Source organism: Bacillus sp. JJ783, from assembly GCF_036963225.1.
In the GTDB taxonomy this organism is placed as follows: Bacteria; Bacillota; Bacilli; order Bacillales; family Bacillaceae_G; genus Bacillus_A; species Bacillus_A cereus_U.
The window spans coordinates 304-23,716 of record NZ_JBALMG010000088.1 but is presented as its reverse complement, the minus strand read 5'-3'; the positions used below and the strand labels follow the sequence as shown (position 1 = coordinate 23,716).

Below are 23,413 nucleotides of genomic sequence, written 5' to 3'. Positions count from 1 at the left end.
CACTGATTAAAGTTTCACTTTATCCCCTTGTTCCATAAACTGTTGTATAAACGGGATACTTACAATAAGCGCTGACATTGGCACATCTCCCTTGCATTAAATTAACTTCATTTTACATTTTTTTGTTTTTTTAAACAAATCAATTCTAGTTTTCTATTATTTAGAACTATAGTATACTTAATTATTCTTCAGATTATTCAATTAAAATAAGAACTTACAGAAGGTGAAACGATGTTTTATATAAAACAACTACTCTATTTCACTTACGAACAAGCATTATCTTGTTTGTTCCCAGTCATTATTTTTTTAACACTAGCCCTTTCAAAAATCATTTCTATCCCAGGGTTATATCGCTATGATTTCATACTCATCGTATGTCTTCTTATGCAATATATAATGTATAAAACGGGACTTGAAACGAAAGACGAATTAAAAGTAATTACTGTTTTTCACCTTATCGGACTTCTACTAGAAATATATAAAGTGCATTTTGGATCATGGAGTTATCCTGAGGAGGCGTATTCAAAAATTTTCGGTGTTCCGCTATACAGTGGTTTTATGTATGCGAGTGTCGCAAGTTACATATGCCAGGCGTGGAGAAGATTGCATTTGCAAATGTATTATTGGCCAAAGGCTATTTTTGCTGTGCCGTTAGGAGCTATGATTTACTTCAATTTTTTCACACATCATTTTCTATATGACTTTAGATGGGTATTAACTTTACTATTATTCATTGTTTTCTTTCGCACATTTGTGGAATTTTCATTACAAGGCGTTACATATAAAATGCCGCTCGTACTTTCCTTTTTCCTTATCGGATTCTTTATTTGGATTGCAGAAAACATCGCTACCTTCTTCGGAGCATGGCAATATCCAAATCAACAGGAAACATGGAACCTCGTTCACTTAAGCAAAATTAGCTCATGGTTTTTACTCGTTGTCATTAGCATTATGATTGTTACACAGCTCAAACATTTGAAGCAGTCGAAAGGATAATGCTGATTACGTTAGAAATATTAGAATTAATTAATTTTCTCTACTTGCTCAATAAAAAAACGAAATCCATCTGGGATTTCGTTTTTTTAAGCAATTAAATTCAAAACTATAGAGATTTCACCAGACGTTCCATCGCCTTCATTTGACCAATATGATCTGCTTCATGATAAAGCATCATACCGTAAAGCTCCCCTACTGTTTCCAATCCTAAGAATGGCTCTGGAAGTTTATTTTCAAATGCTTCTGCTGGAATTTCATTAATGCGCTTCGCTTGCTCTTGTAACTGAGACTTTAACACTGCTAACGCTGGTCCTTCTGTTTCCCATTTAGATGGTCTTGATCCATATCCAAACATACCTGGATATTCAGTTGGTAAGTGTTTAAACTCTCTTCCAAACATGAAAGTTTCTGCTGCAGATAACACGTGACCGATATGCCAGCGGATTGTGTTATTAAAGCCATCCGGCTGCTTATCCGCAGTTTTGTCATCTAAAGTTTCCATAAATTTAAGTAATGCTCCACGCGTTATTTCAAATTGTTTTAAACCAACTATTCTATTCATTTTATCGTCCCCTTTTTTATGTACAATTTATTATGAGCTAAAAATGTTCAACTTATTAAAGTTTCACTTTGTTTAATCTATCAGAAACCATTAAGAAATACACCTAATATGCTTACTGAAAACTATAAAAAAGGTCCACTCCTCATAAATATAGAATTACTTACTGCACAAATATTTCAGTAAACAAAAGAGGAGTGTACCCACATGTTAGATGTTTTAAAACAACAATATAATCTTATTAGTTCTACAAGGGAAAATCTATTTACATTTTTGGAAGAAATTCCACAAGAAAAATTGCACAGTACGGTTCCTAACTTCGGAAGTGGCAGCATTATAAAAACCCATATTCATGTAGCCGATTGCTATCGATACTGGCTTGGAACATTCGCATTTAACCAAAAACGAGCAGATTTTTCATTTGCTAGCGATTATGAAATTGAACATGCAGATGTCAAAAAAGTCCGTGCTCGGTTTAAGTTAGTAGATGAGACTGTACAACGCTTTTTAGATGAATACAATGACCGCTGGCTCGAAAATATAGCAAATGAAGTGAAATGGCAAAAAGAACCTTGGAGCACAACTCCGCTATGGCTTTTAACCCATACGGAGACTCATGAGTTTCATCATAAAGGACAAATTGTATCTATGGCTCGCCACCTTGGATATACTCCTCCTGATACAGACCTTAGTTGATTCGTTTTTTCAATTATTATGGCCATACTTAAAAGTGATTATAAAAATATACTATAAAGAACCGATACTTGTTTCATCCAAGTATCGGTTCCCTATATACAAAAGTGCTATTCTTCTTACATATAAAACAAATATTTCTCCACTTAATCCCTTGCAAAAAACTCCCTCGTTACATCAATAAATTGTTGCAGTGGCGATGTCATCCATTTATCTTTATGCCAAGCAATTTGCGTATAAATCGGGGGAATTGTTTCTTTTAAAACTAACTCCTTTACTGTACCTTCTCGTATATCTTTTTCTACTACTATAGCTGGTAACACGGCTACACCTAAATCTGCAATAACACATTGTTTAATTGCCTCTACGCTAACAAACTCAATCTTATTTGCCGGATATACGTCTTCCGCACGAAATAACTCTTCGAATAAAGTCCGATACGAGCAACCGAGTTCTGTTAGTAAAAGTGTTTCACTCTCTAAATCTTTTATAGAAACGGAAGATTGTTCAAGTAAACGATGCGTAGGAGCAGCTACTACTTTTAATTCTTCTTTCATAAGTGGCTCTACATGTAAAACGTCTTCTGTTTTACATTCGTCTAAAATAAATACAAGGTCTACTTTCCCCTCCATCAATTGTTCCTTCGCATCTTTATTGGAATGCGCTGGTTTAAATATAAGTTTTATTTGGGGAAATTGCGCTTTAAACCTTTTTAATATGGAAGGGAGCCTGTATGTACATTGACTTTCTTGCGCACCAATTATTAACGTACCTGCTATTTCCTCATCATCTTTCACAGCCATTTTCGCTTCGTTACTGAGCGCAATCATCTTATCGGCATATAGTTGAAACTTTCTTCCTGCTTCAGTTAAGAAAAGGCGTTTTCCCAATCTCTCAAATAACGGCGTACCAAGCTCAGTTTCTAACGTTTTAATTTGCGCTGTTACGCTCGATTGGGCAAAGTTTAATTTCTTCGCAGTTTGGGTAAAGTTCAAAGTCTCCGCCGCTACTTTAAATGTAATTAATTGTTTTATCTCCATTTGCTATTCCCCCTTTTCAATCGACATTTTCGATTGATTCCATCGAAATAATCTTCTTTTTCTATTGATATTTGTATTGTATGATAAAGAACATCTACAAACAATATAAATGGAGGTATTCCATATGAAAGCACTTTGTTTCGAACAGTTTGGAAATGCTGATGTACTACAATATAAAGAAATAGCTGATCCAATCATAAATCCAAATGAAATTCTTGTTCGCATGCAAGCAATTGGTTTAAATTTCGCTGATATTTATAGACGCCGCGGCGATTATCATCTCGCTGGTAATCCGCCTTATATATTAGGTTATGAAGGGGCTGGTATTGTTGAAAAAGTAGGAGCTGACGTTACTACTATCAATCCTGGAGATCGCATTGCATTTGCTGACGTTCCATTTGCAAATGCAGAATTAGTTGCTGTTCCATCAGAAAAAGCAATTCCACTTCCAGATTCTATTTCTTTTGAAACAGCCGCTTCTATCTTATTACAAGGATTAACAGCACATTATTTAACGAAAGATAGCTATCAAATAAAACAAGGTGATATAGCTTTAGTACATGCCGCAGCTGGTGGTGTTGGTCAGCTTCTCATCCAAATGATTAAACTACAGGGCGGAACAGTAATCGGTCTTACGTCATCAAAAGAAAAAGCACAGATAGCAGCGTTAGCCGGTGCCGATCACGTATTTTCATATAGCGAAGCATGGCATACGAATGTACTTGAAATGACTAATGATGCTGGCGTAAATGTTGTGTATGAATCAGTAGGTTCTACATTAGAAGAAAGCTTTAAAGCGACTAAAATTGGTGGTACTGTCGTATTTTACGGAATGGCCGGTGGTAATCCTGCGCCAGTTGATCCACGTATGCTTATGGATACTTCGAAAACTTTAACTGGCGGAGACCTTTGGAATGTACTTATATCTTACGAAGAGCGAAAAGAACGTTCCTCTCAACTATTCGAATGGATTGCGAATGGAAAATTAAACATCGCGAATCCTACTACATTCTCTTTACAAGATGGTGCTCTTGCACATGAATTATTAGAGAGCCGTAAAAGTACTGGGAAGATTTTATTAATCCCATGATTCATCTAACTAAAACAGGAAGCTAGATTTTGCTAGCTTCCTGTTCTTATTTCTATTTGAGATATTATTATATTTCCACACTTTCTTTTCCTTTTTCAACATAACTCATATCCCCAACCGATTCGACTGTATACTTCCCATCTTCATATAAAACTTTCGTTACACTTGCATTTTCCACTCCAAGTTTTGTTTTACTACGATCCAGCATTTCTATTAATGCAGTAATCAGAAGTCCATGAGCTACAACTAAAACGTTGCCTCCACCATTTTCAGCAGCTTCTTCACTAATCCTATTAATTTCTTTTTTTATACGAGTAGAAAATACTGCCCAATCTTCTGCCTGTTTTGTAGGGTCTGCTGCTCTAATCAGATTAATAACTTCTTCAATAGAATACTTCATGAGTTCGTCTGGTGATGTAACACCTGCAGCTTTTCCGATAGCATCCCACATAATTTCAACTTTTTCGCCTTCAAAAGTGCCAAAGTTCAATTCACGTAAATCTTTTCTTGTCTCAAGTTTTAACTTTGATTGCTCATTATATTTTAATACTAAATTAGCAGTTTCAATCGCTCGACCGCTATCACTACTATATACACTAGTAAAATGAGTATCTTTTAATCCCATTCCTAGATTCGCGGCAACTTCAACACCTTTTTCTACTAACGGAGAATCCGCCCAACCTTGCACGCGATGATTCGCATTTAATATTGTTTTACCGTGTCTTGTAACATATAACGTAACTAATTTCCCATTACTATCTGTTTCTCGCGTCTTCATCATATTCTCTCCCTTTACATTTCTATATCAATCTTATCATCTCAATTATCCATCGTGCAAAATATACGTAAGTAGATCTGCTTACTAAAAAACGCTATCTTTCTGTACATCCCTACAAAAAGATAGCGTTTTTTATGATTACATTTCTTAATCGGTACTTTTATTCAGAAAAAGCTTCCGAATACTGAACAACCCCTTCAACACCTTGAAGAGCATTCTCTCTAAGTTCCATCACCATAAACACTTCATCTGGCACTTCAAATGGTGCTTTTATATTCCAATCACTTGCTTTCTTAAAACCAAATTTCGGATAGTACTCTGGATGCCCTAATACTACAACTGATCCATATCCAAGTTCTTTCGCTTTTTCTAGCGCCGCTACGATAAGTTTGCCACCAATTCCTTTTTTCTGATGGCCTGGAGCAACTGATACTGGTGCCAGTGCTAATGAATCTACAGTAGTCCCGTCTTGTTCTATTGTAATTTTGGATAACATAATGTGCCCGACTATTTCCTCATCTACCGCAACGATTGATAACGCTGGAACAAATGCGTCACATTCTCTAATACGTTTTACAAGTTCATGTTCTTTTTTATCACTAAATTCTTCATGTAAAAATGCTTGTTGTACAACTTCTTCTGTTTTTCTATAATCGTTTTTTTGTTCTTGTCTGATCGTTACCATTTTAACTTATCCTCTATTCTTTCTAATTTCTTTTTCAATTTTACGAAGCGCTTTTTTCGATCCGCGCTCAATATCGTGTTGCATTTTTCTTTCTTTATAATCGACAAATAGTGTATTTAAATCATATCCTTCTGGGTATAATTCTTTCGCCGCTACCTCTAAAGTAATACGTTTTACATTCACTTCAACGAATTCACCGTTATAATATACAACGACATTATAGAAATTATCTTTTTCCTTATAGATGATACCAAAATCATCATGATCCAATAAATTCACACGGTCACCGATTTTATATTCATAGTCATTTTCTCTTTTTTCTTGCACGAATTTCGGTTTTCTAATTTTGCTTTCATTCACTTTTTCTATAGCGTATTCTTTATTTCCCATATACTCTTTCGCTCTTTGCAGTACATGTTCTTTTACATTCATTTTATTTGCAATCCAAAGTGCATTACTTTCACCAGATTTACCGATTACTAACTTATAAAGCGGTTCTAACGTTTCACTATTAAACTGCATTGCCGCATTCATAAAATCACCATGCATTTCTGAAAACCGTTTAATTTCTCCGTAATGCGTACTCGCAATTGTAATACATCCCGTTAGATAAAATTCTTCTAAAATAGATATCGCAAGCGCCGCACCTTCATTTGGTTCTGTGCCGCTTCCTATTTCGTCAAATAGTAGTAACGTATTATTATTTGACATCCTCATAATTTCAGACAGATTTTTCATATGAGATGAAAATGTACTTAGTGCATTTTCAATACTTTGATTATCACCTATATCTACAAACACATTTTCGAAAATAGCAATTTCCGTTTCTTTATCTCCAGCGATGTGCAAGCCAGACATTGTCGCTAATGTTAAAAGTCCAATTGTTTTTAACACAATCGTTTTCCCGCCCGCATTCGGTCCTGTAATAATTAAACTACGGTACTCTTGACCGATTTCAAAATTTAACGGTACAACTTGCCCTGTTAAAAGCGGATGCTTACAATTCACTAAATGAATGTGACCATGATCGTTTAACTTCGGTTCTATTCCATCGATACTTTTACTAAACTTCGCTTTCGCAAATACCATGTCATATTGACTAATCAGTTCCATATTAATTTTTATATGATAAATATTTTCTAATATCATTCCTGATAAAGTCGCTAAAATTTGATACTCTTCCATCGCTTCTTCTGCTTTCCAACTTGCTAGTTCCGCATTTAATTTTGTAACCGTATGTGGTTCTATAAATACAGTAGAACCTTTTGCAGATGCTTCAACAATACTTCCTGCAACTTGATTTTTATAGGTAGATTTGATTGGAATCGTATAGCGATCATCCTTTTTACTAATAAAGAATTCCTGAATATACTTCTTATTTGCACTACTATTTAAAAACTTCGTTAAACGTTCTTTTATTTTTCCATCTACAGAATCAATGTTATTTCGAATTCGTTTTAACTCTTTACTAGCCGCTGCATCAATGCTATTTCCTTTAATTGAAAAGTTAATTTCCTCTTCAATACTTTTAAATTCAGTCATTGAATTTGCATAAGAAGCTAATACTGGCGCAAAAAATTCTTTATCTAGCATAAACTTTTTAATCTTTCGACACCCACGTAAAAAGTCTGAAACGCTCACTAACTCTGCTGGATCTAAAATCATCCCTTTTTCTAATTTTTGAATTGTACTAGCGATATTGGATATTCCGAAAAAAGGCACATGCCCTTCTGCATCTACTATAGCTCGTGCTTCTGTCGTTTCATTTAAGCGATTTCTCACTACTTTTATACTCGTACTCGGCTCTAATTTATTTAATAATTCCTTACCTAAACCACTTACACAATAAGATTTCACTATTTCCATTAATTCGTTATATTGTAACTTTTCAAAAGTCATCGTATTCATTTTGTTTCTCCTCACTATGATTGATTTCTATCATCAATGAAGATACCTACTCATTAGATTCCAATGAATTCTATATTATTTAATTACCATTTTTATACATTAAAAATATATACAAAAAAGCTGCGGGGATACCGCAGCTTTTACATTTACAAGGCAAGTGTAATAACATATGAGGAAATAAGCCATAAAAAACAGATGGCAATCCCCTTATTACACGCTTTATAAAGTATTGTAGGTATCTTCATAGGTTTCGAAATAAATCCATGACAAAATTAGGGGTATGATGTACATAAAAATCCCCTGGTCTTATCCGATTTATTTCATTAAATTTTTCCTATTTAGTACCTACCGCACTCACAAAAAGCACCTCTCATTAATTTATATTTTAGTCATTGAAATCTAATTTATTGAAATCATCATACTATATGTTTTACAAGAAGTAAAGGTGTCATACTTTAATAACTATGCAGAATGTAAAAAAGAAGAGGAAAACTTATATTTCAGTCTGCCCCTTCTTTTTCATCACAAATTTACTGCTGAATATATATTGAAACAGAGCCTCCATTTACATGGAACTGCCCCCATCCATCTTTATTAATTGTTACAGTATTTGTTTGATTACCCGTAATATCGTACCATACTTCCCCAGCGTTATTCTTTCCAACATCCATCCACTTTGATCCTCCTGGTCCGTCTGAGAGTAATGTCGCTAAACCAGAATTAGCATGTACACCATCACCTTCTCTTGTCCAGCCAATCACATCTGGATGGTCTAAATAATCACGCTGCGTACCATATGCAAAGTTTTTTCGTGCCGTCAAAATCGGATCAATTTTATCTTTTAACGCTGGAATTTCATAACTACTCTTTCCGCTTGTCCCATAGTAATCACCATAAAAAACTGAAGGATAGCCCTCTGCACGTGTTAAAATAAATGCATATGCCAACGGTTTAAACCACGGACTTACTACAGATTCCAATGACTGCCCAGGCTGTGAATCATGATTCTCAACGAGAGTAACTGCGAGTGCAGGGTGATTTTTCATTACTGTTCCATTTAAAATATTTCTCATATCATAATTCCCATTTCCTGTTGAAGCATAATGAAAATTATAATGAAGCGGTGCATCGAACACAGATTGATTATAATTGACTTTCGCCAAATAATTATTTAAGGCCTTAATATCATTTTGCCAATATTCAGCTACTGTAAACATTTCTTTCCCTGTTTGCTGTCTGACATGATTTACCCAATCGCGTAAATATTCATGATCAATATGTTTAACAGCATCTAAACGAAAGCCATCTAAATTTAATTCATTCGCATACCACGTTCCCCAATTTTTCATCTCCTTCACAACATCAGGATGATCAAAATCAAGATCTGCATACATCAAATAATCATAATTCCCATTCTCGCTAGACACTTCCCAGTCCCACGCTTTACCTATACCCCTAAATTTATAAATTCGATTTAATTTCCTTCCTTCATCCCAATCCGTTCCGTCAAAATGATACCATTTCCATTTGAAATTAGAATAAGAATCTCCGCGTCCTGGAAAGTTAAACCCCGTCCATGCATTAATTTCATAATCACCTGACACTTCAATATTTCGATTGTTTCGGTCTACCTCTACAGCTGTTACGGTTTCAGTATAATCAGCCCCACCTTTATGGTTCATAACTACATCACCATACACATCTATGCTTTGCTTATGTAAAGCTTCAATTGCAGATTTCAACTGTGCTTTTGTCCCATATTTCGTCCGCACCGTTCCTTTTTGATTGAATTCCCCCAAATCATATAAATCATACGCTCCATATCCTACATCATTTTGTGAAGTCCCTTTATATGCAGGTGGTATCCATACAGATGTAATTCCTTTATGGGCTAAATTTTCAGCATCAGAATGCAAACGATTCCAATGATTCCCATCATTCGGAGCGTACCACTCAAAATACTGCATTAATGTTCCATTGTTTATCGTTGCTGCTTCCGCCTTATTCCCCTCATATATATTAGGAAAAAGTAAAATAAACAATAAACAGACTACCATAATCCTTTTCAACATATTTACACCATCCCCTTCAAGAAAACGTTTGCATAATTTATTAAAATTATTATAATATTCGTTCTACAGTTAGTAAAGTAGTAATCTTTTAATCTCTCACATTATTTTTCATGTAACTTCACATATTCCACAAGTATCTCAACATAGTTTAAAATTCACATCTTACTCAATTTTGTTTACAATTTACCTATAAAAGCATAACGGAGGGATTTCAATGACAGACTTTCAAAGACAATTTTTCGCACGATTAAATATAAAGAATAAAGAAATAGTTTCTTTTAAAGATTTACCTAACATTATGTATGCCATGTCACAATCTGTCCCTTTTGAAAACTTAAATATTCTCGAAAACAATTTTACAGAAATATCAAAAGAAAATCTAAAAGAAAAAATTTTAATAAACAACCGTGGCGGCCTTTGTTATGAACTCAATCCGACTATGTATTACTTCCTTAAAGACTCTAAATTCGATGTTCATCTCGTTTCAGGAACAGTTTATAACAATGCAAACTCTATATGGGCTGTGGATTCTGGACATATCGCAACAGTTTTAAAATATCATAATGAACTTTACTTAATTGAAGTTGGATTCGGATCATACTTACCTCTTGCACCTGTCCCTTTCTCAGGTGAAGTCGTTCACTCCGTAACAGGAGATTATCGTATTCGCAAAGAAACGACTGAAAAAGGCAATTATATTTTAGAAATGCGTAAAAATAATGAGTTTCTAGATCAATCTTCTACTAATGATTGGACAGTAGGTTATGCGTTTCACTTGGAAGAAGTAAATGTGGAAAAAGCAAATGCAGCACAAAAAATTATCGTTGAACATGAGGGTTCCCCTTTTAATAAAGTACCTCTTATTGTAAAACTGACTGAAAATGGGCATGCCTCTTTAACGAAAGATAGCCTTACAATAGCGAAAAACGGTAAAAAAACGAAAGAAACAGTTACAGAAGAGCAATATAAAAATCTTTTACATTCAACGTTTGGCATTACATTAAACTTTTAAAGCCTCGCCATTTCCGGCAAGGCTTTTTATTTTCCAGCAGGGATTTTTTGCAATTTGTTGTATTTCATAGTTATATAGGAATATAACTACATATTTAGAAAGGAAATGATTATGACAGAACTTAAAGATCGATTACAAGTAGCTGATAAAGAAAAATGGAATTTAACGGACATTTACCATACAATTGAAGATTGGGAAAGCGACTTTCATAAAATTGAAGTATTAACGAATGAACTACACAAGTTTAACGGAAATATTCACGATGGCAATAGTTTATTAGCTTATTTAACAAAGAGTGAAGAAATATCTAGCATAATATCTTTAATGTTCGCTTATGCAAGACTACAATCTGATCTTGATACACGCGATACTGACGCTCAATCCCTTGTCGATAAAGTATCACAATTACACGTGAAAGTAAGTGCGGCTAAATCTTTCTTTTCCCCATTCTTGCTTAGTGTAGATGAAAACACATTACATTCTTACATAGAAGAAACAGAAGGCTTACACTATTATAAAGAAGACTTATTTGAGCTATACCGTTATAAAAAACACGTTTTGAATAAAGACCAAGAAGAGATTTTATCACAAATGGGTGAAGCACTCTCCTCCCCGCAGCATACATTTGGCATGTTAAATAATGCAGATATAATTTTTGGTGAAGTGACTACTGATGATGGAGAAAAAGTAAACTTAACACGTGGAATGTATTCAAAGTTAATAGAAGATGAGAATCGTGAGAAACGTAAAGAAGCTTATAAAGCTTATTACAAGCCATATGTTCAGTTGAAAAACTCTATTGCTTCTACTTTATCTGCAGCTATTAAAAATAATGTTACTGTTTCAAAGCTAAGAAAATATCCATCAGCTTTAGAAAAATCATTATTTGGCGACATGGTTCCGAAAGAAGTATATGAAAATTTAATCGATACGACGAAAAAAAACATTCAATCATTACATGCATATAATGAACTTAGAAAAGAAAAATTAAATGTAGATGAACTAAGACAATACGACTTGAGTGTTGATTTGGTAAAAGGTGTAAAACAAGACATTCCATACGACGAAGCGTTTGATATAATGATCGCGTCACTAGCCCCTTTAGGTGAAGAATATATCGAAACATTAAAAAGCTTTAAAGATAAACGCTATATAGACGTGAGAGAAACACCAGGAAAACGTTCTGGCGCTTATAATTTTGGTGTATACGGTGTTCATCCTTTCATTCTTTTAAATCATCACGATGATTTAAATAGCCTTTTCACCCTTACTCATGAATGTGGTCACGGAATGCATACGCATTACTCACACGGATACCAGCCAAGAATTTCTGCACACTACACTATCTTTGTTGCAGAAGTCGCTTCTACCGTAAATGAAGTGTTATTAATTCACTATTTATTAAAAGAAGCGAAAGAAACGAACGTACGTAATCATTTAATTAACTACTTTATCGATAGCTTTAAAGGTACCTTCTTTACACAAATCATGTTCGCTGAGTTTGAAAAAATCACACATTCAATGGCTGAGCAAGGTAAACCATTAAATGCCCAAGTCTTTAGTGAAATTTATGAAAAGTTATTTAGAGAATATAATGGAGACTCCATCGTATTTGACGAAGAAGTAAAATATGGCTGGTCTAGAATCCCTCATTTCTACCGTCCATTTTACGTGTACAAATACGCAACAGGATTCGCCTCTGCCATTCAAATCGCCGATAAATTATTAAGCGGTGATCCAAATGCCCAGAAAAATTATATTGAATTCCTTAAAGGTGGAAGTTCTGACTATCCATTAAACCTACTGAAAAAAGCTGGCGTTGATTTAACTACACCAGAGCCAATTGAAAGTGCATTGAATCGATTCACCCAACTTGTTGAAGAGTTTTCAGCATTATAAGAAAAAAGCATGCAGAGTTATGCTCTGCATGCTTTTTTCATTTGAATCACTTTATTCTAAATGCTGCTGCGTCACACAGTGAATCATGCCACCATACGCATACAATTCATTTACATGAATCCCAACAATCCTTCTTCCTGGAAACTGTCCTTCAATGATTTGAAGTCCTAACTTGTCATGTTCATCACCATATATAGGTACCAATACGACTTCATTTCCAATATAAAAATTCAAATATGAGCCCTTACATTCTGCTTCTTTCACCACTTGTCTTGTTACCGGTACTGGAATGAGTTGAAATGGATTTCCATCTATATTTCTCGCTTGCCGCAATTCTTGATAATGCTTTTCGTGCGCCTCCAAAAGGTACGACTCTCCTTCCCCAAAAGGATCATATTCATAAAGAATCGTATTTTCATTTACAAAACGCGCTGCCCCATCAATATGGTAATCCGTATCTTCATCATAATTATCCTCACCGCGAATACCAGTTATCCATATGAAATTCGTTACTCCCAAATACTTCGTTAACTCCATTTCAATCTCTTCCTGACTTAGTGTGGGATTTCGATTTTCATTTATAATAGAAGTTTTTGCCGCCATTAAGGTTCCATTTCCGTTTATCTCTATTCCTCCACCTTCTAGACAGACACTTGATTCAACTTTTGGAATGCTATATATTTCACTTATTTTCTCTGGAATAACAGCGTCTTTTTCATACGGGTATTTATCCCCCCAACCATTAAATGCCCAGTGTGTTAGGCAGATGTTTCTCTCTTTATCTTTTACAAAGATCGGTCCATTATCTCTTATCCAAACATCATCGGTTTCTTGAACTAAAAAATCAATTTTATCCATATTTACTTTCGCTTCAATTAACTTTGATTGGACATGTACCTTTTCTTCCTCATCACATACAACAATATGCACATTTTCTCCATAATGAAGCTCCTTTGCCATCGATATCCAAATATCATCCAACTTAGCTCTGTAACCTTCACCTCTATGCGTTTTATCATGAGGCCATTGGAGCCATGTCCCCTCATGTTTTTCCCACTCAGCAGGCATATAAAACAAACTATTTTCCATATTTCTCATACATGTTCACCCCTTCTTCGAATGCAAGTTCAGTCTAAACTTTGACATCGTGTTAAGGTCAACAGAAATATATTCATTTACTTGTGGCAACCAAATAAGATTACTCGCTATTTCTCCTTGTGATACACTACTTCTCCTTGTAAAACCGTCACTAAAACTTTCGCATTCGGAATCTTATCGGCACCCATTTTAGTAATATCTTCATTTAGTAATACCATATCAGCTGATTTCCCTACTTCAATTGAGCCAGTGATGTTATCAAGACCTAATGCTTTAGCTGGCTTAATTGTATAGGCATCAATAGCTGCGTATACATCAGACAAGCCCTTTTCATCAATGCTTAATGCATTCGAAATCGTCACAAGTGGATTCAGTTCATTTACATCCCAATCACTACTAAGTGATACATTCGCACCGGTTTTCCAAATTCGCCCTAACGGCATAATTCGTTTCATTTGCTGATTTGTAAAATACGTACTTGCCCAGCTTTGTTTTGGATCTTCCGCAAAATCGTGCCCTACTTGGAAATCAGCGCTAATACCTAATTTAGCAAAACGATTTATATCACTATCTTCTACCATTTCCACGTGCGTAAGCGTATAAGGCTGATTCGCCCCTTCTTTTTTCGCTGCTTCAATCGCATTTAAACTCTCTCTTACCCCGCCATCTCCAATTGTGTGAATGAGTGCACCGTAACCAATTTTATTAAGCTCCGTCAACCACCATTTCATTTTTTCTTCCGAAATATAGTTCAAACCATACGGTGTTCCCTTAAACCACTCAAATTTATATTTTTCTAGTATTTTAGCTGTACTGTTAATACTAATTCCATCACTATACATTTTCACTTGATTAATAAGCATTCGAGATGATACATCATCACGCTTAATTTTTTTGAAATACTCCATTTGTTCTGCTTCATTTAAATTCGGATACACCCACGGACGAAGTACTACTCGTGACGTTAGCTTTTTTTCATCATTTACTTTATTCCAAACATCTAACCAGCCTCGCTTCCAATAGAGACGTCCATCACCGACTGTAGTAATACCATTCTTCGCAACCTCACCTAATCCGTCCAACAAACCTTCATAATTTTTTTCAAACAGATTCGGTTGGGAGTTCCATGCTTTTTCCATCACAATGTCTCCAGCTGTATCATAAAGAATACCAAACGGTTCTCCTGTTTCTGGATTTCGAATAATTCTTCCGCCTTGCGGATCTTTCGTATCTTTATTTATTCCCGCTAACTCGAGTGCCTTTGAGTTAACCCATACAGAATGAGAGGTTCTTTCCATAATTAATGCTGGATTATTAGGAAACAGCTCATCAAGAACTTGTAATGGAGTTTGTTGTTCTGATTTTTCGTCCATATCTTTTAACAGCTCTTCCAAACTAAATCCTGTTCCGCTTATCCATTCCCCTGTCTTTACATCTTTTTTACACGCTTTTAAATACGAGCGTTGTTCTTGCAGCGAAGCATCTGGTGAGACACTACAATTCCCTGCTGCTGGTGATTTCGCTTCAAATATATGATTATGATTGTCCACAAAACCAGGGAGGACAAAACGCCCTTGTAAATCCACCACTTTCGTATCTTCATTTATAAATCCCTCTACATCCTTGTTTGAACCAACAAATGTAATTTTCCCTTCTTTAACGGCTACAGCCTCTACGATGTCTTGCTTTCCATTTGAAGTATAGATTGTACCATTTTTAAATACTACATTTTTAGGTAACTGATTAGGTAGAACAGCGCTACCATTCTCCCCTTCTCCTACTCCAGGAGTACATGCCGAAATCCATACCATACTTAGAATCAGACAAATAAGTAAAATTTTTCTTTTCATATTCTTTCCCCTTTTTATTATGATAAATTGCTTTCGTATATAGAATAAGGATTGACATAATGTTAATGTCAATCCTTATTCTCATTCTATTTTCGTAACTAAAAAACAAATTTGTGTCACATACTCTTCTACTAAACAATCACATTCAGGTCCCTTTATATAGACTTCATATGGGTGACTATCTATTATATAGCCATTGCTTTCCACCCATTCTTCTAATGCCATATAAGCATAGCCTATATAGTCATAGCTGCCATAATGCATAGTAGTAACGATTTGATGCTGATTTAGCTTTTTTATTTCGCACTCTTGTAATACGCCTTTATTGTCCTCAGCCATAATCGGAATTCTTAATTCAATATCACTGTGATTTGGAATATACTCTTCATCATAAAAAACTGTGGATGGAGAACCGACTATTCGTAAGCTATTTTTTTGTACTTTTTCATATAAGGAATAAAAATAATCATCCATATCATCTATATCTATTTGTAGTCTTTGAGCAATTACCGTCATTTCATTTCTCATTCCAATTAATATATCGTAACTTCTATGGCAGGCAATATTTAGACCATGATTCATATTTACCATTTCATTCATTTCTGAAATAACCTGTAAATTTTGTTTCACCTCATGAGACAACTCTATAATTTGCGATTGCATATGTGTAATAAATGAATCTTGATCTGATGATTGAAGAATTGTTTTAATTTTCGGTAAAGGGAATTTGTACTCCCTTAGCTTTTTAATTTTCAACGCTATTTCAAGCTGCCCTTGCTCATAATATCTATATCCATTTACCGGATTCACATATGCTGGTTTCAATATTTCCTCTTTATCATAATGCCTTAACATTCGTGTACTCATTTTACAAATCCGTGAAAATTCAGTAATTGTATACATATAAATACCCCTTGAATACATTTTCTTATATATAAGCTTATTTATTAAAACCAATCAAATATTTTTCTAATTGAAGAACCTTCATTCTGATCGTTCAGCCTTTTCATTTTTGAAGGTAACAAATGACTAGGACAATACCACGTTAAACAATTCATCGCGCCTCCCATTGTCGATATTTCTCCTACATGAATTTGAATAGCTTGTTTCTCAGTACGCTGTTGAATATATCGTAAAACTTCCTCATCTTTAGCTAATCCAAACTTAGGAACGTAAAGCGTATCACATGTTTCTAACATATTTATATATAAACCTTTTGCTGACGCTATCTCTTCATCGTATTGACCCTTCTCTGTATATGACGAAGGAACAACTATAAATTCAGCTTCTGGCATTTGCTCTTCAATAATCTCTTGAACATTATATCTAAATTCATGATCCCCTAGAAAATCACTAATAAACATTGTGTGTTCATCAATAAATTTAACCATTCCGTCCGCGTGTGCAAGTACATCTCCTTCTTCAGCAGGAATAATAATAACCCGGCTCACATCTAAATCCCACTCTAACTGCTCAATAATTTCCTCTTCCGTCCAATCATCATTATCATCAAATATACGTTCTGTTAAAATAACGGTATCTTTTTTATTCCAAATAAGGTTACCACCATCCAATATTAATGGTGATTTCACATATTCAAAGTCGTTCTTTTTCAACCATTTATTAAATTGTTGATCTAAATATCGCCCTTGATCTTTAGGTAAGTAATTTGGTTGATATTTAAATTTAACTAGATGATTTGTTACAACTGGAGCAACATCTCTTAGCCAAATATCATCATACTCAAAAAAGCTTGTATGAAAGTCTTGCTCTTCAACAGATAAAGATATAAGTTGATCGGTAAATGCTTTGTTTTCGTTTAAATATTCATTAAAATAAATCAAGTCTTCATAAAATGGTCGATAATATTCATTCGATTTATCTGGTATTGCAGTAAAAATAATTCCATTATGTTTTTGTTCCATATTATTTACCTCACTTTTTAATAATGATTGAATAACTGTTTTCAATAAGCCCACTACTGCCCAATTCATTTCTCTTTTCGTTACAATTTTTAAAACGTGCACATTTCATGAATGGATTATAGCACGGAGAAATATTATATATTTATATAAAAAATATAAAGCCGTTGTTAAGCCGTAAACTGACTCTTGACAAGATTTTTAAATTTTAATCGTCGTACACAATGAAGGATTAGCTGATTTTTTTATCAAGATTCAAATCCATTACTTCTGATAGAGCGTTTTGATTATATAAATTCACTAAATGCGTTTCTACCCCTATACAAATTGCTTCAAGCGGAAGATCGTTTGGATCCTGACCAAATGGATCCTCAATTTCAACCCCTATTGCTTCAATCCCTATAAATGCAAAACTTATAAACGTAGTTGCAAGTACTGTAAACCATCCAAGACTATCAACAAGACCAATCGATAAAGTCCCGCAAAATATTAGCAGTAAAATTTTAATATGAGCAAAATATGCAAAAGGAATAGGCGTTGTTTTGATACGATCACATCCACCCACAGCCGTAAGCAGAGTATTCAAATCAGCTTCCATATTAATTATTGCATTTGGATGAATTTGACCCGTTTTCAAACCTTTTGATAGTATAGTTTTTAACATGAAAACTATACTAATCGGTAAATGAATAGACTTAGCCAAGATTTCTCGTTCCTTCTCAGAACAAATTTCAAACAATGATTTTATTTCAGATAAATCTTTTTCATCTCTCAAATGTCCTTTCGCTAACTTTGGAAAAGCAATTAATAAATGTAAAAATTTTAGTTTTTCCTTATCCGTATTTTCCTCTTCAGACTCCCAATAACATAAAAAACTAACTGCTAAATTTCTAGTACAAGCACCAATCGTGCCAAATAACTTTCTACCTTCCCAATATCTATCATACGCAGTGTTAGTACGAAAAACTAACAGTAGACCTAAAGCCCCTCCAACAATTACCCAAGGAGTTTGATTAATTTTTATTTCTACATAATAATAATTAATCACAGTTACTATCGTTGAAACGCATATATATAATAAAATTTGCGGGAAAATATCTCTTATAACTGTCCCCTTTAATGTAAATATTTGATGTAAACTATTTTGATTATTGTAATGTACCATATTTACAAAAGCCTCTTCCCTTTTTAACTTTTTATCCTTTAAAATTACGAAAGTATACAATTAAATAGTAGAATCATAAACCCTATTATTATGAAACTAGTTAAAATTATTTCTTTCAATACCGTTACTCCTTTTTTACCAAAAGATAAAACATCTTTTTTTGATTTAAACAACTAATGTTCACTCTTCTAAATCACGACGCATTATTTTAGAATTTGCAATAAATAAAGCACTAATTAATACAAGAATCGCGCAAGCATATAACAATGAATCCATTGGACTATCATGGTCTATAATAATTAGACGAACAATAGCCGTAATACCTATATATATAAAATAACGTAATGGAAAATGAAAGTTCATTTGAAAATACTTTATAATCATTACGATGAATTCAAAATATAAAAAGAATACGACAATGCTATCAATTAAATGATAACTAGATTCCTCACCACTCAATTTCAGTTCTTGTATAAATTGAATGACTTCTTTCATAAGAAACACACTTAAAACAATTCCCAAACAGATCAAAGCTACATTTATAATGCACTGTAGAACGATAAGGAAAAACGAAAATACTATTTTAAAATTTTTCAATACAAATATTTTTCTCCTTTTCCATATAAAACAATCATGACAATATACTTACATTTGATTATCATTACATTAAAATTATGCATTTATTTCTTATTACAGATGTTAAAACAAGACAAAATAAGTAAAGATAGTATTTCACCTATTTTGTCTATAAAGCAACATAACGAAACTATAAATCGATTACTTCAATTGAATCGGTTGTTGCTGTGTAACACAATGAATCATGCCGCCATTTTTATAAAGTTCTCTCACGTCAATTCCCACTACTTTGCGATTTGGGTATAACTTCTGAATCGTATCGTTTGCGATTTTGTCATTTGGGTCATTATAGTTAGGTACCAATACAACTTTATTCCCAATATAATAATTGATATACGATCCCTTATAATCGAGAGTTTTTCCACCTTCTAAAGTAACTTTATCTTTACTAAGCGGTAAGTATTCATACTTATATTTCTGTCCTGAAGCATTTTTTGCATCTAACAATTTATCCATATCTTTGTTTGACAAGCCCCATTCAGCCAAGTCATCTTCTTTCATCGTTACAATGGTAGATTTATCATGGAATTTAGCAAATCCATCAATATGAAAATCAGTAATATCTAAATTAGGCACTCCATCTAACCAAATAAAGTTTGTCACCCCAAGATCACTTATATATTTTTCAATTTCCTCTTCTGATAAATCAGGATTTCTATTTTTATTCGTTACTGCGCTTCGTGTTAATAAAGCAGTCCCATTGCTGTCTAATTCAATTGCGCCACCTTCAAGGACAAATTTCCCCCAATCAATTCTTTCAATCCCTAATTGTTTACTAACATTCTCACGTATACGGGCATCATTTTTATAAGGAGTTTTCTTTCCCCAACCATTAAATGCTGGATCTAATATTTTTAGATTTTTATTATTGTCATAAACAAAAATCGGTCCACTATCCCTTGCCCACACATCATCAGTAGGAGCGATAAAGAAATCAACTTTATCCATATTCAGCCCTTTATCTATTAAAAGCTTATTGATTCGCTCTTTCTCCTCCTCATCATATGCAACAATGTGGACTTTTTCACCCTCAGTTAAAGCACTTGCCATCTTAATCCAAATAGGTTCGACTTCTTGTTTATACTCTTGACCATATGTGTATTCATGAGGCCATTGTAGCCATGTACCTTCATGTTTATCTTTTTCATCTGGCATCGTATATTTTCCAGCGTTTTTCTGTACCTCTACCTTTTCACTCTCTTTCCCTTTTGCATTTTCATTACCACCTTCAAAAGAACATCCACTAATAATCGTTGTAGATAATGTAGCTATTAAACAAAACTTTACTACTTTTTTCATTTTGCAACCTCCTGTTCATGTCTACAATAATGTAAGGCTTAACATAGTGTGAAGCTCAAGCTTTTTCAGCAATGTAAAAATTACCAATTATTCTTCCGCATGATAATCACATAAGTTCAATACAAATAGATGACATTCACAAAATGCATTCCCTATATTTAACATTAATATCATTTAACTTCCTTCATAAATTTATTCTAATATTAATCCCCTCTCATACCTGCTTGTTCACTAAATAAAACATTACTAAATAAAAAAATCGGTATTGATAATTTCATATCAATACCGATTTTTAAATAATTATTTTCCTTCTATTAAATCTTTCGCCATCTTTCTAAACTCTTGATTAAATGTATCGTTCATTCCATTTTGTACGTTAGAGAAAAGAATTACAAAAATTCGTTTATCTCCATTAAAATTATTAAATGTGTTCCATCCAGCTAATACTCCATGATTATGATTATAATCTGCATTAATGTAGAAACTAAATCCATACTTTCTAGCGGGCGATACAGTAAACATATCTGATAAACTTTGTTTAGAAAGCAATTTACCATCCATAATTGCCTCATCTAACCTTTTCATATCTTCAACAGTTGTATACATTTCACCACAACCATATAGCCAACTCATTCTTAAACGAGGCGTAGCTATTAACTCATTATCTTTTTTCGTATATCCTTCTGCTAAAAACATATCTCCTGGGAAAGTGGCACCCATCCCAGATTCATGCATTCCAACAGGAGTAAAAATGTTTTCTTTCACATAGTCAGCAAGTGGTTCATTTGTTATCTTTTCTACAATATATGCAAGCACCATATAATTATAATCTGTATATCTCCATCCCGTTCCTGCAGGAAATTCAAGCTTTTGAGATCCAATCCATGTTACTAACTTTAAACGTGATGCCGCATCAACTCTACCTTGTCCCTGCTCTGGCAATCCGGAAGTATGTGTTAACAAATTTCTTAACGTAATATTTTTATCTGCCGGAAACGACGGAATATATTTATTTACATTATCTTCTATACTTAATTTCCCTTTTTCTTTTAGCTGTAATATAGATATTGCAACTACTGTTTTTGTTATGGAACCGATGCGATATTTTGTTCTTGGCGTTGTTAAAATTTTATCTTTTACATTCGCATACCCGTATCCTTTTCGTAAAACCACATTATCTTTATCCGCCACGAGAACCGTTCCGTTAAACCCTTTATCTTTTAAATACTGATCTAGTTTCGCTGCTGCAACCTCATAACGTTTTTGTTGATTTACATCAACTTTTGGTTTATCATTTTCAATCTTATTCTTAGAATCTGAAAATACCCTCAAATTATATTTCTTATCTTTATTTGCATATATTAGTGCAGCGACACTCCCACAAAAAATAGCAAAAATAAAAAAAACAATTAACCATTTCTTAAACATATAGGAACCCTCTTTTATCTAATCTCACTTTATACTTTTCCATTCTATTCTATATCTTTTAATTTTCAAACATTTTATAATCTATCTATCATTCATCATATTACACTAGATTCCTTTTTCTCACACTCAAATTTTGACTACTCTCTATTGTATTTCTTTTTTGTAAAATTTCCACCTTACAATCGGATGCATCCAACTTAAATTTCAATTTCTTATGTAACATTCGTTACACATTAGCCAGAATGGAGGTGTTAATTTGAAAAAGACCGATAAACGCAATCGTTTAGACGATATGATGTTTCATTATCGGGTAACAAAAAAAAATATAGTTATAATTGAATATTGCAGAAAATAGATTATGTTTTTAAAAGGAAATGACGTTGAAAAATTTTTAAACAAAATAACTCGGGCAAATAATGAAAAAGAAAAACAACTTATTATGGCTAAAATTACAGGTAACTTCAAAAGAGGAAATGAACGTTAATGAAAACGAATCTCATTTATAACTTGATTATACAGCATTTAAAAAAGAAATGTCACTCCCACGACATTTCTTTAGATTTTCTTCATAAAAGATTTACATTTTTAATATTCGTTTACTTTTACATAAACTTACCGCTGAAACGCTTAGTAATGCAGCTATACCCATCCATGTATATGTGTAGCCTTTTCCATCTACTATATAACCAAACAAAGCAGGTGCAAAGATAATAGCAATTTGATTCAGTGTAAGCGCAAAACCCACTGTCATCCCTACTGATTCCTCACTTGCAGATTCAACAACTTCGACCATAACAAGACTAAACCAACCGATCGCAAATGTAATTGAAGCTAAGAAGAGTTTTGATTTTACAATAATTAATAGTTTACTGTTTGTATGTAAAAGTTTAGGAGCCGGCCGGCAATATAGAGTATTAAAAAACATTTACCCCAAAACATAGCCTGTATTCCTTATACATTTGATACAAACTTTGATGGTGAATTTGTTATTAATAGATATAATTGGATGGAAAATAAAAAAAGTCGTTCTATGATTTTGGAGAGTACTTAAGAAATGTTTGCTACGGCCGAAAAGGTGGTATTGAGCTACCTGAGAAAGAGATTGAAGGATTAGAAAAATACGTATCATATTACCAACATCTTGCATAATATTTTTTCAGCATAAAAAATATCGGGAAGCCAATATAAAGGCTTCCCGAACATTCTAATGATGCATAAATAACACTAAAATTACTTTTCCTTTTTCATTTCCCCACATTTCAACAAAGAAAAGATACTCTTTT

At 33.6% G+C, this 23,413-nt stretch carries 19 protein-coding genes and 3 pseudogenes; 7 read left to right on the top strand and 15 right to left on the bottom strand.

Annotation, left to right across the window (positions count from 1 at the left end):
• The first annotated feature begins 231 nt into the window (after nucleotides 1–231).
• Complete coding sequence (locus V7038_RS18830; RefSeq protein WP_002111016.1) at nucleotides 232–996, top strand: DUF817 domain-containing protein; 765 nt, start codon at nucleotides 232–234, stop codon at nucleotides 994–996.
• 106 nt (nucleotides 997–1,102) lie between these two features.
• On the opposite strand, the gene V7038_RS18825 is transcribed toward V7038_RS18830, so the two are convergent.
• Nucleotides 1,103–1,558, bottom strand: coding sequence for a DinB family protein (locus V7038_RS18825; protein ID WP_070139761.1), 456 nt, complete (start codon nucleotides 1,556–1,558; stop codon nucleotides 1,103–1,105).
• Nucleotides 1,559–1,762: 204 nt separating this feature from the next.
• Here V7038_RS18825 and V7038_RS18820 point away from each other — a divergent pair, with 204 nt between their 5' ends.
• Nucleotides 1,763–2,251 (top strand): DinB family protein, encoded by a 489-nt coding sequence (locus V7038_RS18820; protein WP_002111019.1) that lies wholly within the window; start codon nucleotides 1,763–1,765, stop codon nucleotides 2,249–2,251.
• A gap of 143 nt (nucleotides 2,252–2,394) precedes the next feature.
• On the opposite strand, the gene V7038_RS18815 is transcribed toward V7038_RS18820, so the two are convergent.
• A complete protein-coding gene (locus V7038_RS18815; protein ID WP_070139762.1) occupies nucleotides 2,395–3,288 on the bottom strand; it encodes a LysR family transcriptional regulator in 894 nt (297 codons plus the stop codon).
• Nucleotides 3,289–3,412: 124 nt separating this feature from the next.
• On the opposite strand from V7038_RS18815, the gene V7038_RS18810 reads away from it, so the two are divergent.
• Nucleotides 3,413–4,378, top strand: coding sequence for a quinone oxidoreductase family protein (locus V7038_RS18810; protein ID WP_070139763.1), 966 nt, complete (start codon nucleotides 3,413–3,415; stop codon nucleotides 4,376–4,378).
• A 67-nt stretch (nucleotides 4,379–4,445) separates the two neighbouring features.
• Here V7038_RS18810 and V7038_RS18805 read toward each other — a convergent pair whose 3' ends face one another.
• The 4 genes from V7038_RS18805 to amyS all read right to left on the bottom strand — a co-directional run bounded on the left by V7038_RS18805 (nucleotide 4,446) and on the right by amyS (nucleotide 9,821).
• The gene (locus tag V7038_RS18805; RefSeq protein WP_033714743.1) at nucleotides 4,446–5,156 is read right to left on the bottom strand and encodes a histidine phosphatase family protein; all 711 of its coding nucleotides are present in this window, start codon (nucleotides 5,154–5,156) and stop codon (nucleotides 4,446–4,448) included.
• A 160-nt stretch (nucleotides 5,157–5,316) separates the two neighbouring features.
• Nucleotides 5,317–5,841, bottom strand: coding sequence for a GNAT family N-acetyltransferase (locus tag V7038_RS18800; RefSeq protein WP_070139765.1), 525 nt, complete (start codon nucleotides 5,839–5,841; stop codon nucleotides 5,317–5,319).
• A gap of 6 nt (nucleotides 5,842–5,847) precedes the next feature.
• On the bottom strand, nucleotides 5,848–7,749 hold the full coding sequence (locus V7038_RS18795; protein ID WP_070170475.1) for an endonuclease MutS2: 1,902 nt from the start codon (nucleotides 7,747–7,749) through the stop codon (nucleotides 5,848–5,850).
• A 530-nt stretch (nucleotides 7,750–8,279) separates the two neighbouring features.
• On the bottom strand, nucleotides 8,280–9,821 hold the full coding sequence (gene amyS / locus V7038_RS18790; protein WP_335471307.1) for an alpha-amylase: 1,542 nt from the start codon (nucleotides 9,819–9,821) through the stop codon (nucleotides 8,280–8,282).
• 214 nt (nucleotides 9,822–10,035) lie between these two features.
• Between amyS and V7038_RS18785 the strand changes: the two genes are divergently transcribed.
• Complete coding sequence (locus V7038_RS18785) at nucleotides 10,036–10,833, top strand: arylamine N-acetyltransferase family protein (protein WP_002111033.1); 798 nt, start codon at nucleotides 10,036–10,038, stop codon at nucleotides 10,831–10,833.
• 111 nt (nucleotides 10,834–10,944) lie between these two features.
• Nucleotides 10,945–12,732, top strand: coding sequence for an oligoendopeptidase F (pepF, locus tag V7038_RS18780; RefSeq protein ID WP_335471304.1), 1,788 nt, complete (start codon nucleotides 10,945–10,947; stop codon nucleotides 12,730–12,732).
• Between the two features lie 51 nt (nucleotides 12,733–12,783).
• Here the strand turns inward: pepF and V7038_RS18775 are convergent, their stop codons facing one another.
• The 8 genes from V7038_RS18775 to V7038_RS18740 all read right to left on the bottom strand — a co-directional run bounded on the left by V7038_RS18775 (nucleotide 12,784) and on the right by V7038_RS18740 (nucleotide 22,130).
• A complete protein-coding gene (locus tag V7038_RS18775; RefSeq protein WP_335471302.1) occupies nucleotides 12,784–13,830 on the bottom strand; it encodes an agmatine deiminase family protein in 1,047 nt (348 codons plus the stop codon).
• Between the two features lie 107 nt (nucleotides 13,831–13,937).
• The gene (locus V7038_RS18770) at nucleotides 13,938–15,680 is read right to left on the bottom strand and encodes an amidohydrolase (protein WP_335471300.1); all 1,743 of its coding nucleotides are present in this window, start codon (nucleotides 15,678–15,680) and stop codon (nucleotides 13,938–13,940) included.
• Between the two features lie 81 nt (nucleotides 15,681–15,761).
• Nucleotides 15,762–16,583, bottom strand: a complete 822-nt coding sequence (locus tag V7038_RS18765) for a MerR family transcriptional regulator (RefSeq protein ID WP_002111037.1) — start codon at nucleotides 16,581–16,583, stop codon at nucleotides 15,762–15,764.
• A 44-nt stretch (nucleotides 16,584–16,627) separates the two neighbouring features.
• Nucleotides 16,628–17,605, bottom strand: a complete 978-nt coding sequence (locus V7038_RS18760; protein WP_335471327.1) for an agmatine deiminase family protein — start codon at nucleotides 17,603–17,605, stop codon at nucleotides 16,628–16,630.
• A gap of 229 nt (nucleotides 17,606–17,834) precedes the next feature.
• The gene (locus V7038_RS18755; protein ID WP_002111040.1) at nucleotides 17,835–18,767 is read right to left on the bottom strand and encodes a bestrophin family protein; all 933 of its coding nucleotides are present in this window, start codon (nucleotides 18,765–18,767) and stop codon (nucleotides 17,835–17,837) included.
• A gap of 180 nt (nucleotides 18,768–18,947) precedes the next feature.
• A complete protein-coding gene (psiE, locus tag V7038_RS18750) occupies nucleotides 18,948–19,373 on the bottom strand; it encodes a phosphate-starvation-inducible protein PsiE (RefSeq protein ID WP_335471324.1) in 426 nt (141 codons plus the stop codon).
• 171 nt (nucleotides 19,374–19,544) lie between these two features.
• Nucleotides 19,545–20,702 carry an agmatine deiminase family protein gene (locus tag V7038_RS18745; protein ID WP_335471297.1) on the bottom strand — a complete coding sequence of 386 codons (1,158 nt, stop codon included), beginning with the start codon at nucleotides 20,700–20,702 and terminating at the stop codon, nucleotides 19,545–19,547.
• A gap of 300 nt (nucleotides 20,703–21,002) precedes the next feature.
• Nucleotides 21,003–22,130, bottom strand: coding sequence for a serine hydrolase domain-containing protein (locus V7038_RS18740; protein ID WP_335471295.1), 1,128 nt, complete (start codon nucleotides 22,128–22,130; stop codon nucleotides 21,003–21,005).
• Between the two features lie 256 nt (nucleotides 22,131–22,386).
• Here V7038_RS18740 and V7038_RS18735 point away from each other — a divergent pair.
• Nucleotides 22,387–22,614, top strand: a pseudogene (locus V7038_RS18735) (hypothetical protein).
• A 93-nt stretch (nucleotides 22,615–22,707) separates the two neighbouring features.
• Here the strand turns inward: V7038_RS18735 and V7038_RS18730 are convergent.
• Nucleotides 22,708–22,950 (bottom strand): annotated as a pseudogene (locus V7038_RS18730) (hypothetical protein); the annotation flags it as partial.
• Here V7038_RS18730 and V7038_RS18725 point away from each other — a divergent pair.
• Nucleotides 22,943–23,279: pseudogene (locus V7038_RS18725) on the top strand (YdcF family protein); the annotation flags it as partial. The pseudogenes V7038_RS18730 and V7038_RS18725 sit on opposite strands and share 8 nt — an antisense overlap.
• Nucleotides 23,280–23,413: the final 134 nt, after the last annotated feature.

What these genes read in the sequence shown, in the direction of transcription:
- V7038_RS18830 (WP_002111016.1), top strand. Translation starts at nt 232, where the DNA reads ATGTTTTATATAAAACAACTACTCTATTTCACTTACGAACAAGCATTA.
- V7038_RS18825 (WP_070139761.1), bottom strand. Translation starts at nt 1,558, where the DNA reads ATGAATAGAATAGTTGGTTTAAAACAATTTGAAATAACGCGTGGAGCA.
- V7038_RS18820 (WP_002111019.1), top strand. Translation starts at nt 1,763, where the DNA reads ATGTTAGATGTTTTAAAACAACAATATAATCTTATTAGTTCTACAAGG.
- V7038_RS18815 (WP_070139762.1), bottom strand. Translation starts at nt 3,288, where the DNA reads ATGGAGATAAAACAATTAATTACATTTAAAGTAGCGGCGGAGACTTTG.
- V7038_RS18810 (WP_070139763.1), top strand. Translation starts at nt 3,413, where the DNA reads ATGAAAGCACTTTGTTTCGAACAGTTTGGAAATGCTGATGTACTACAA.
- V7038_RS18805 (WP_033714743.1), bottom strand. Translation starts at nt 5,156, where the DNA reads ATGAAGACGCGAGAAACAGATAGTAATGGGAAATTAGTTACGTTATAT.
- V7038_RS18800 (WP_070139765.1), bottom strand. Translation starts at nt 5,841, where the DNA reads ATGGTAACGATCAGACAAGAACAAAAAAACGATTATAGAAAAACAGAA.
- V7038_RS18795 (WP_070170475.1), bottom strand. Translation starts at nt 7,749, where the DNA reads ATGAATACGATGACTTTTGAAAAGTTACAATATAACGAATTAATGGAA.
- amyS (WP_335471307.1), bottom strand. Translation starts at nt 9,821, where the DNA reads ATGTTGAAAAGGATTATGGTAGTCTGTTTATTGTTTATTTTACTTTTT.
- V7038_RS18785 (WP_002111033.1), top strand. Translation starts at nt 10,036, where the DNA reads ATGACAGACTTTCAAAGACAATTTTTCGCACGATTAAATATAAAGAAT.
- pepF (WP_335471304.1), top strand. Translation starts at nt 10,945, where the DNA reads ATGACAGAACTTAAAGATCGATTACAAGTAGCTGATAAAGAAAAATGG.
- V7038_RS18775 (WP_335471302.1), bottom strand. Translation starts at nt 13,830, where the DNA reads ATGAGAAATATGGAAAATAGTTTGTTTTATATGCCTGCTGAGTGGGAA.
- V7038_RS18770 (WP_335471300.1), bottom strand. Translation starts at nt 15,680, where the DNA reads ATGAAAAGAAAAATTTTACTTATTTGTCTGATTCTAAGTATGGTATGG.
- V7038_RS18765 (WP_002111037.1), bottom strand. Translation starts at nt 16,583, where the DNA reads ATGTATACAATTACTGAATTTTCACGGATTTGTAAAATGAGTACACGA.
- V7038_RS18760 (WP_335471327.1), bottom strand. Translation starts at nt 17,605, where the DNA reads ATGGAACAAAAACATAATGGAATTATTTTTACTGCAATACCAGATAAA.
- V7038_RS18755 (WP_002111040.1), bottom strand. Translation starts at nt 18,767, where the DNA reads ATGGTACATTACAATAATCAAAATAGTTTACATCAAATATTTACATTA.
- V7038_RS18745 (WP_335471297.1), bottom strand. Translation starts at nt 20,702, where the DNA reads ATGAAAAAAGTAGTAAAGTTTTGTTTAATAGCTACATTATCTACAACG.
- V7038_RS18740 (WP_335471295.1), bottom strand. Translation starts at nt 22,130, where the DNA reads ATGTTTAAGAAATGGTTAATTGTTTTTTTTATTTTTGCTATTTTTTGT.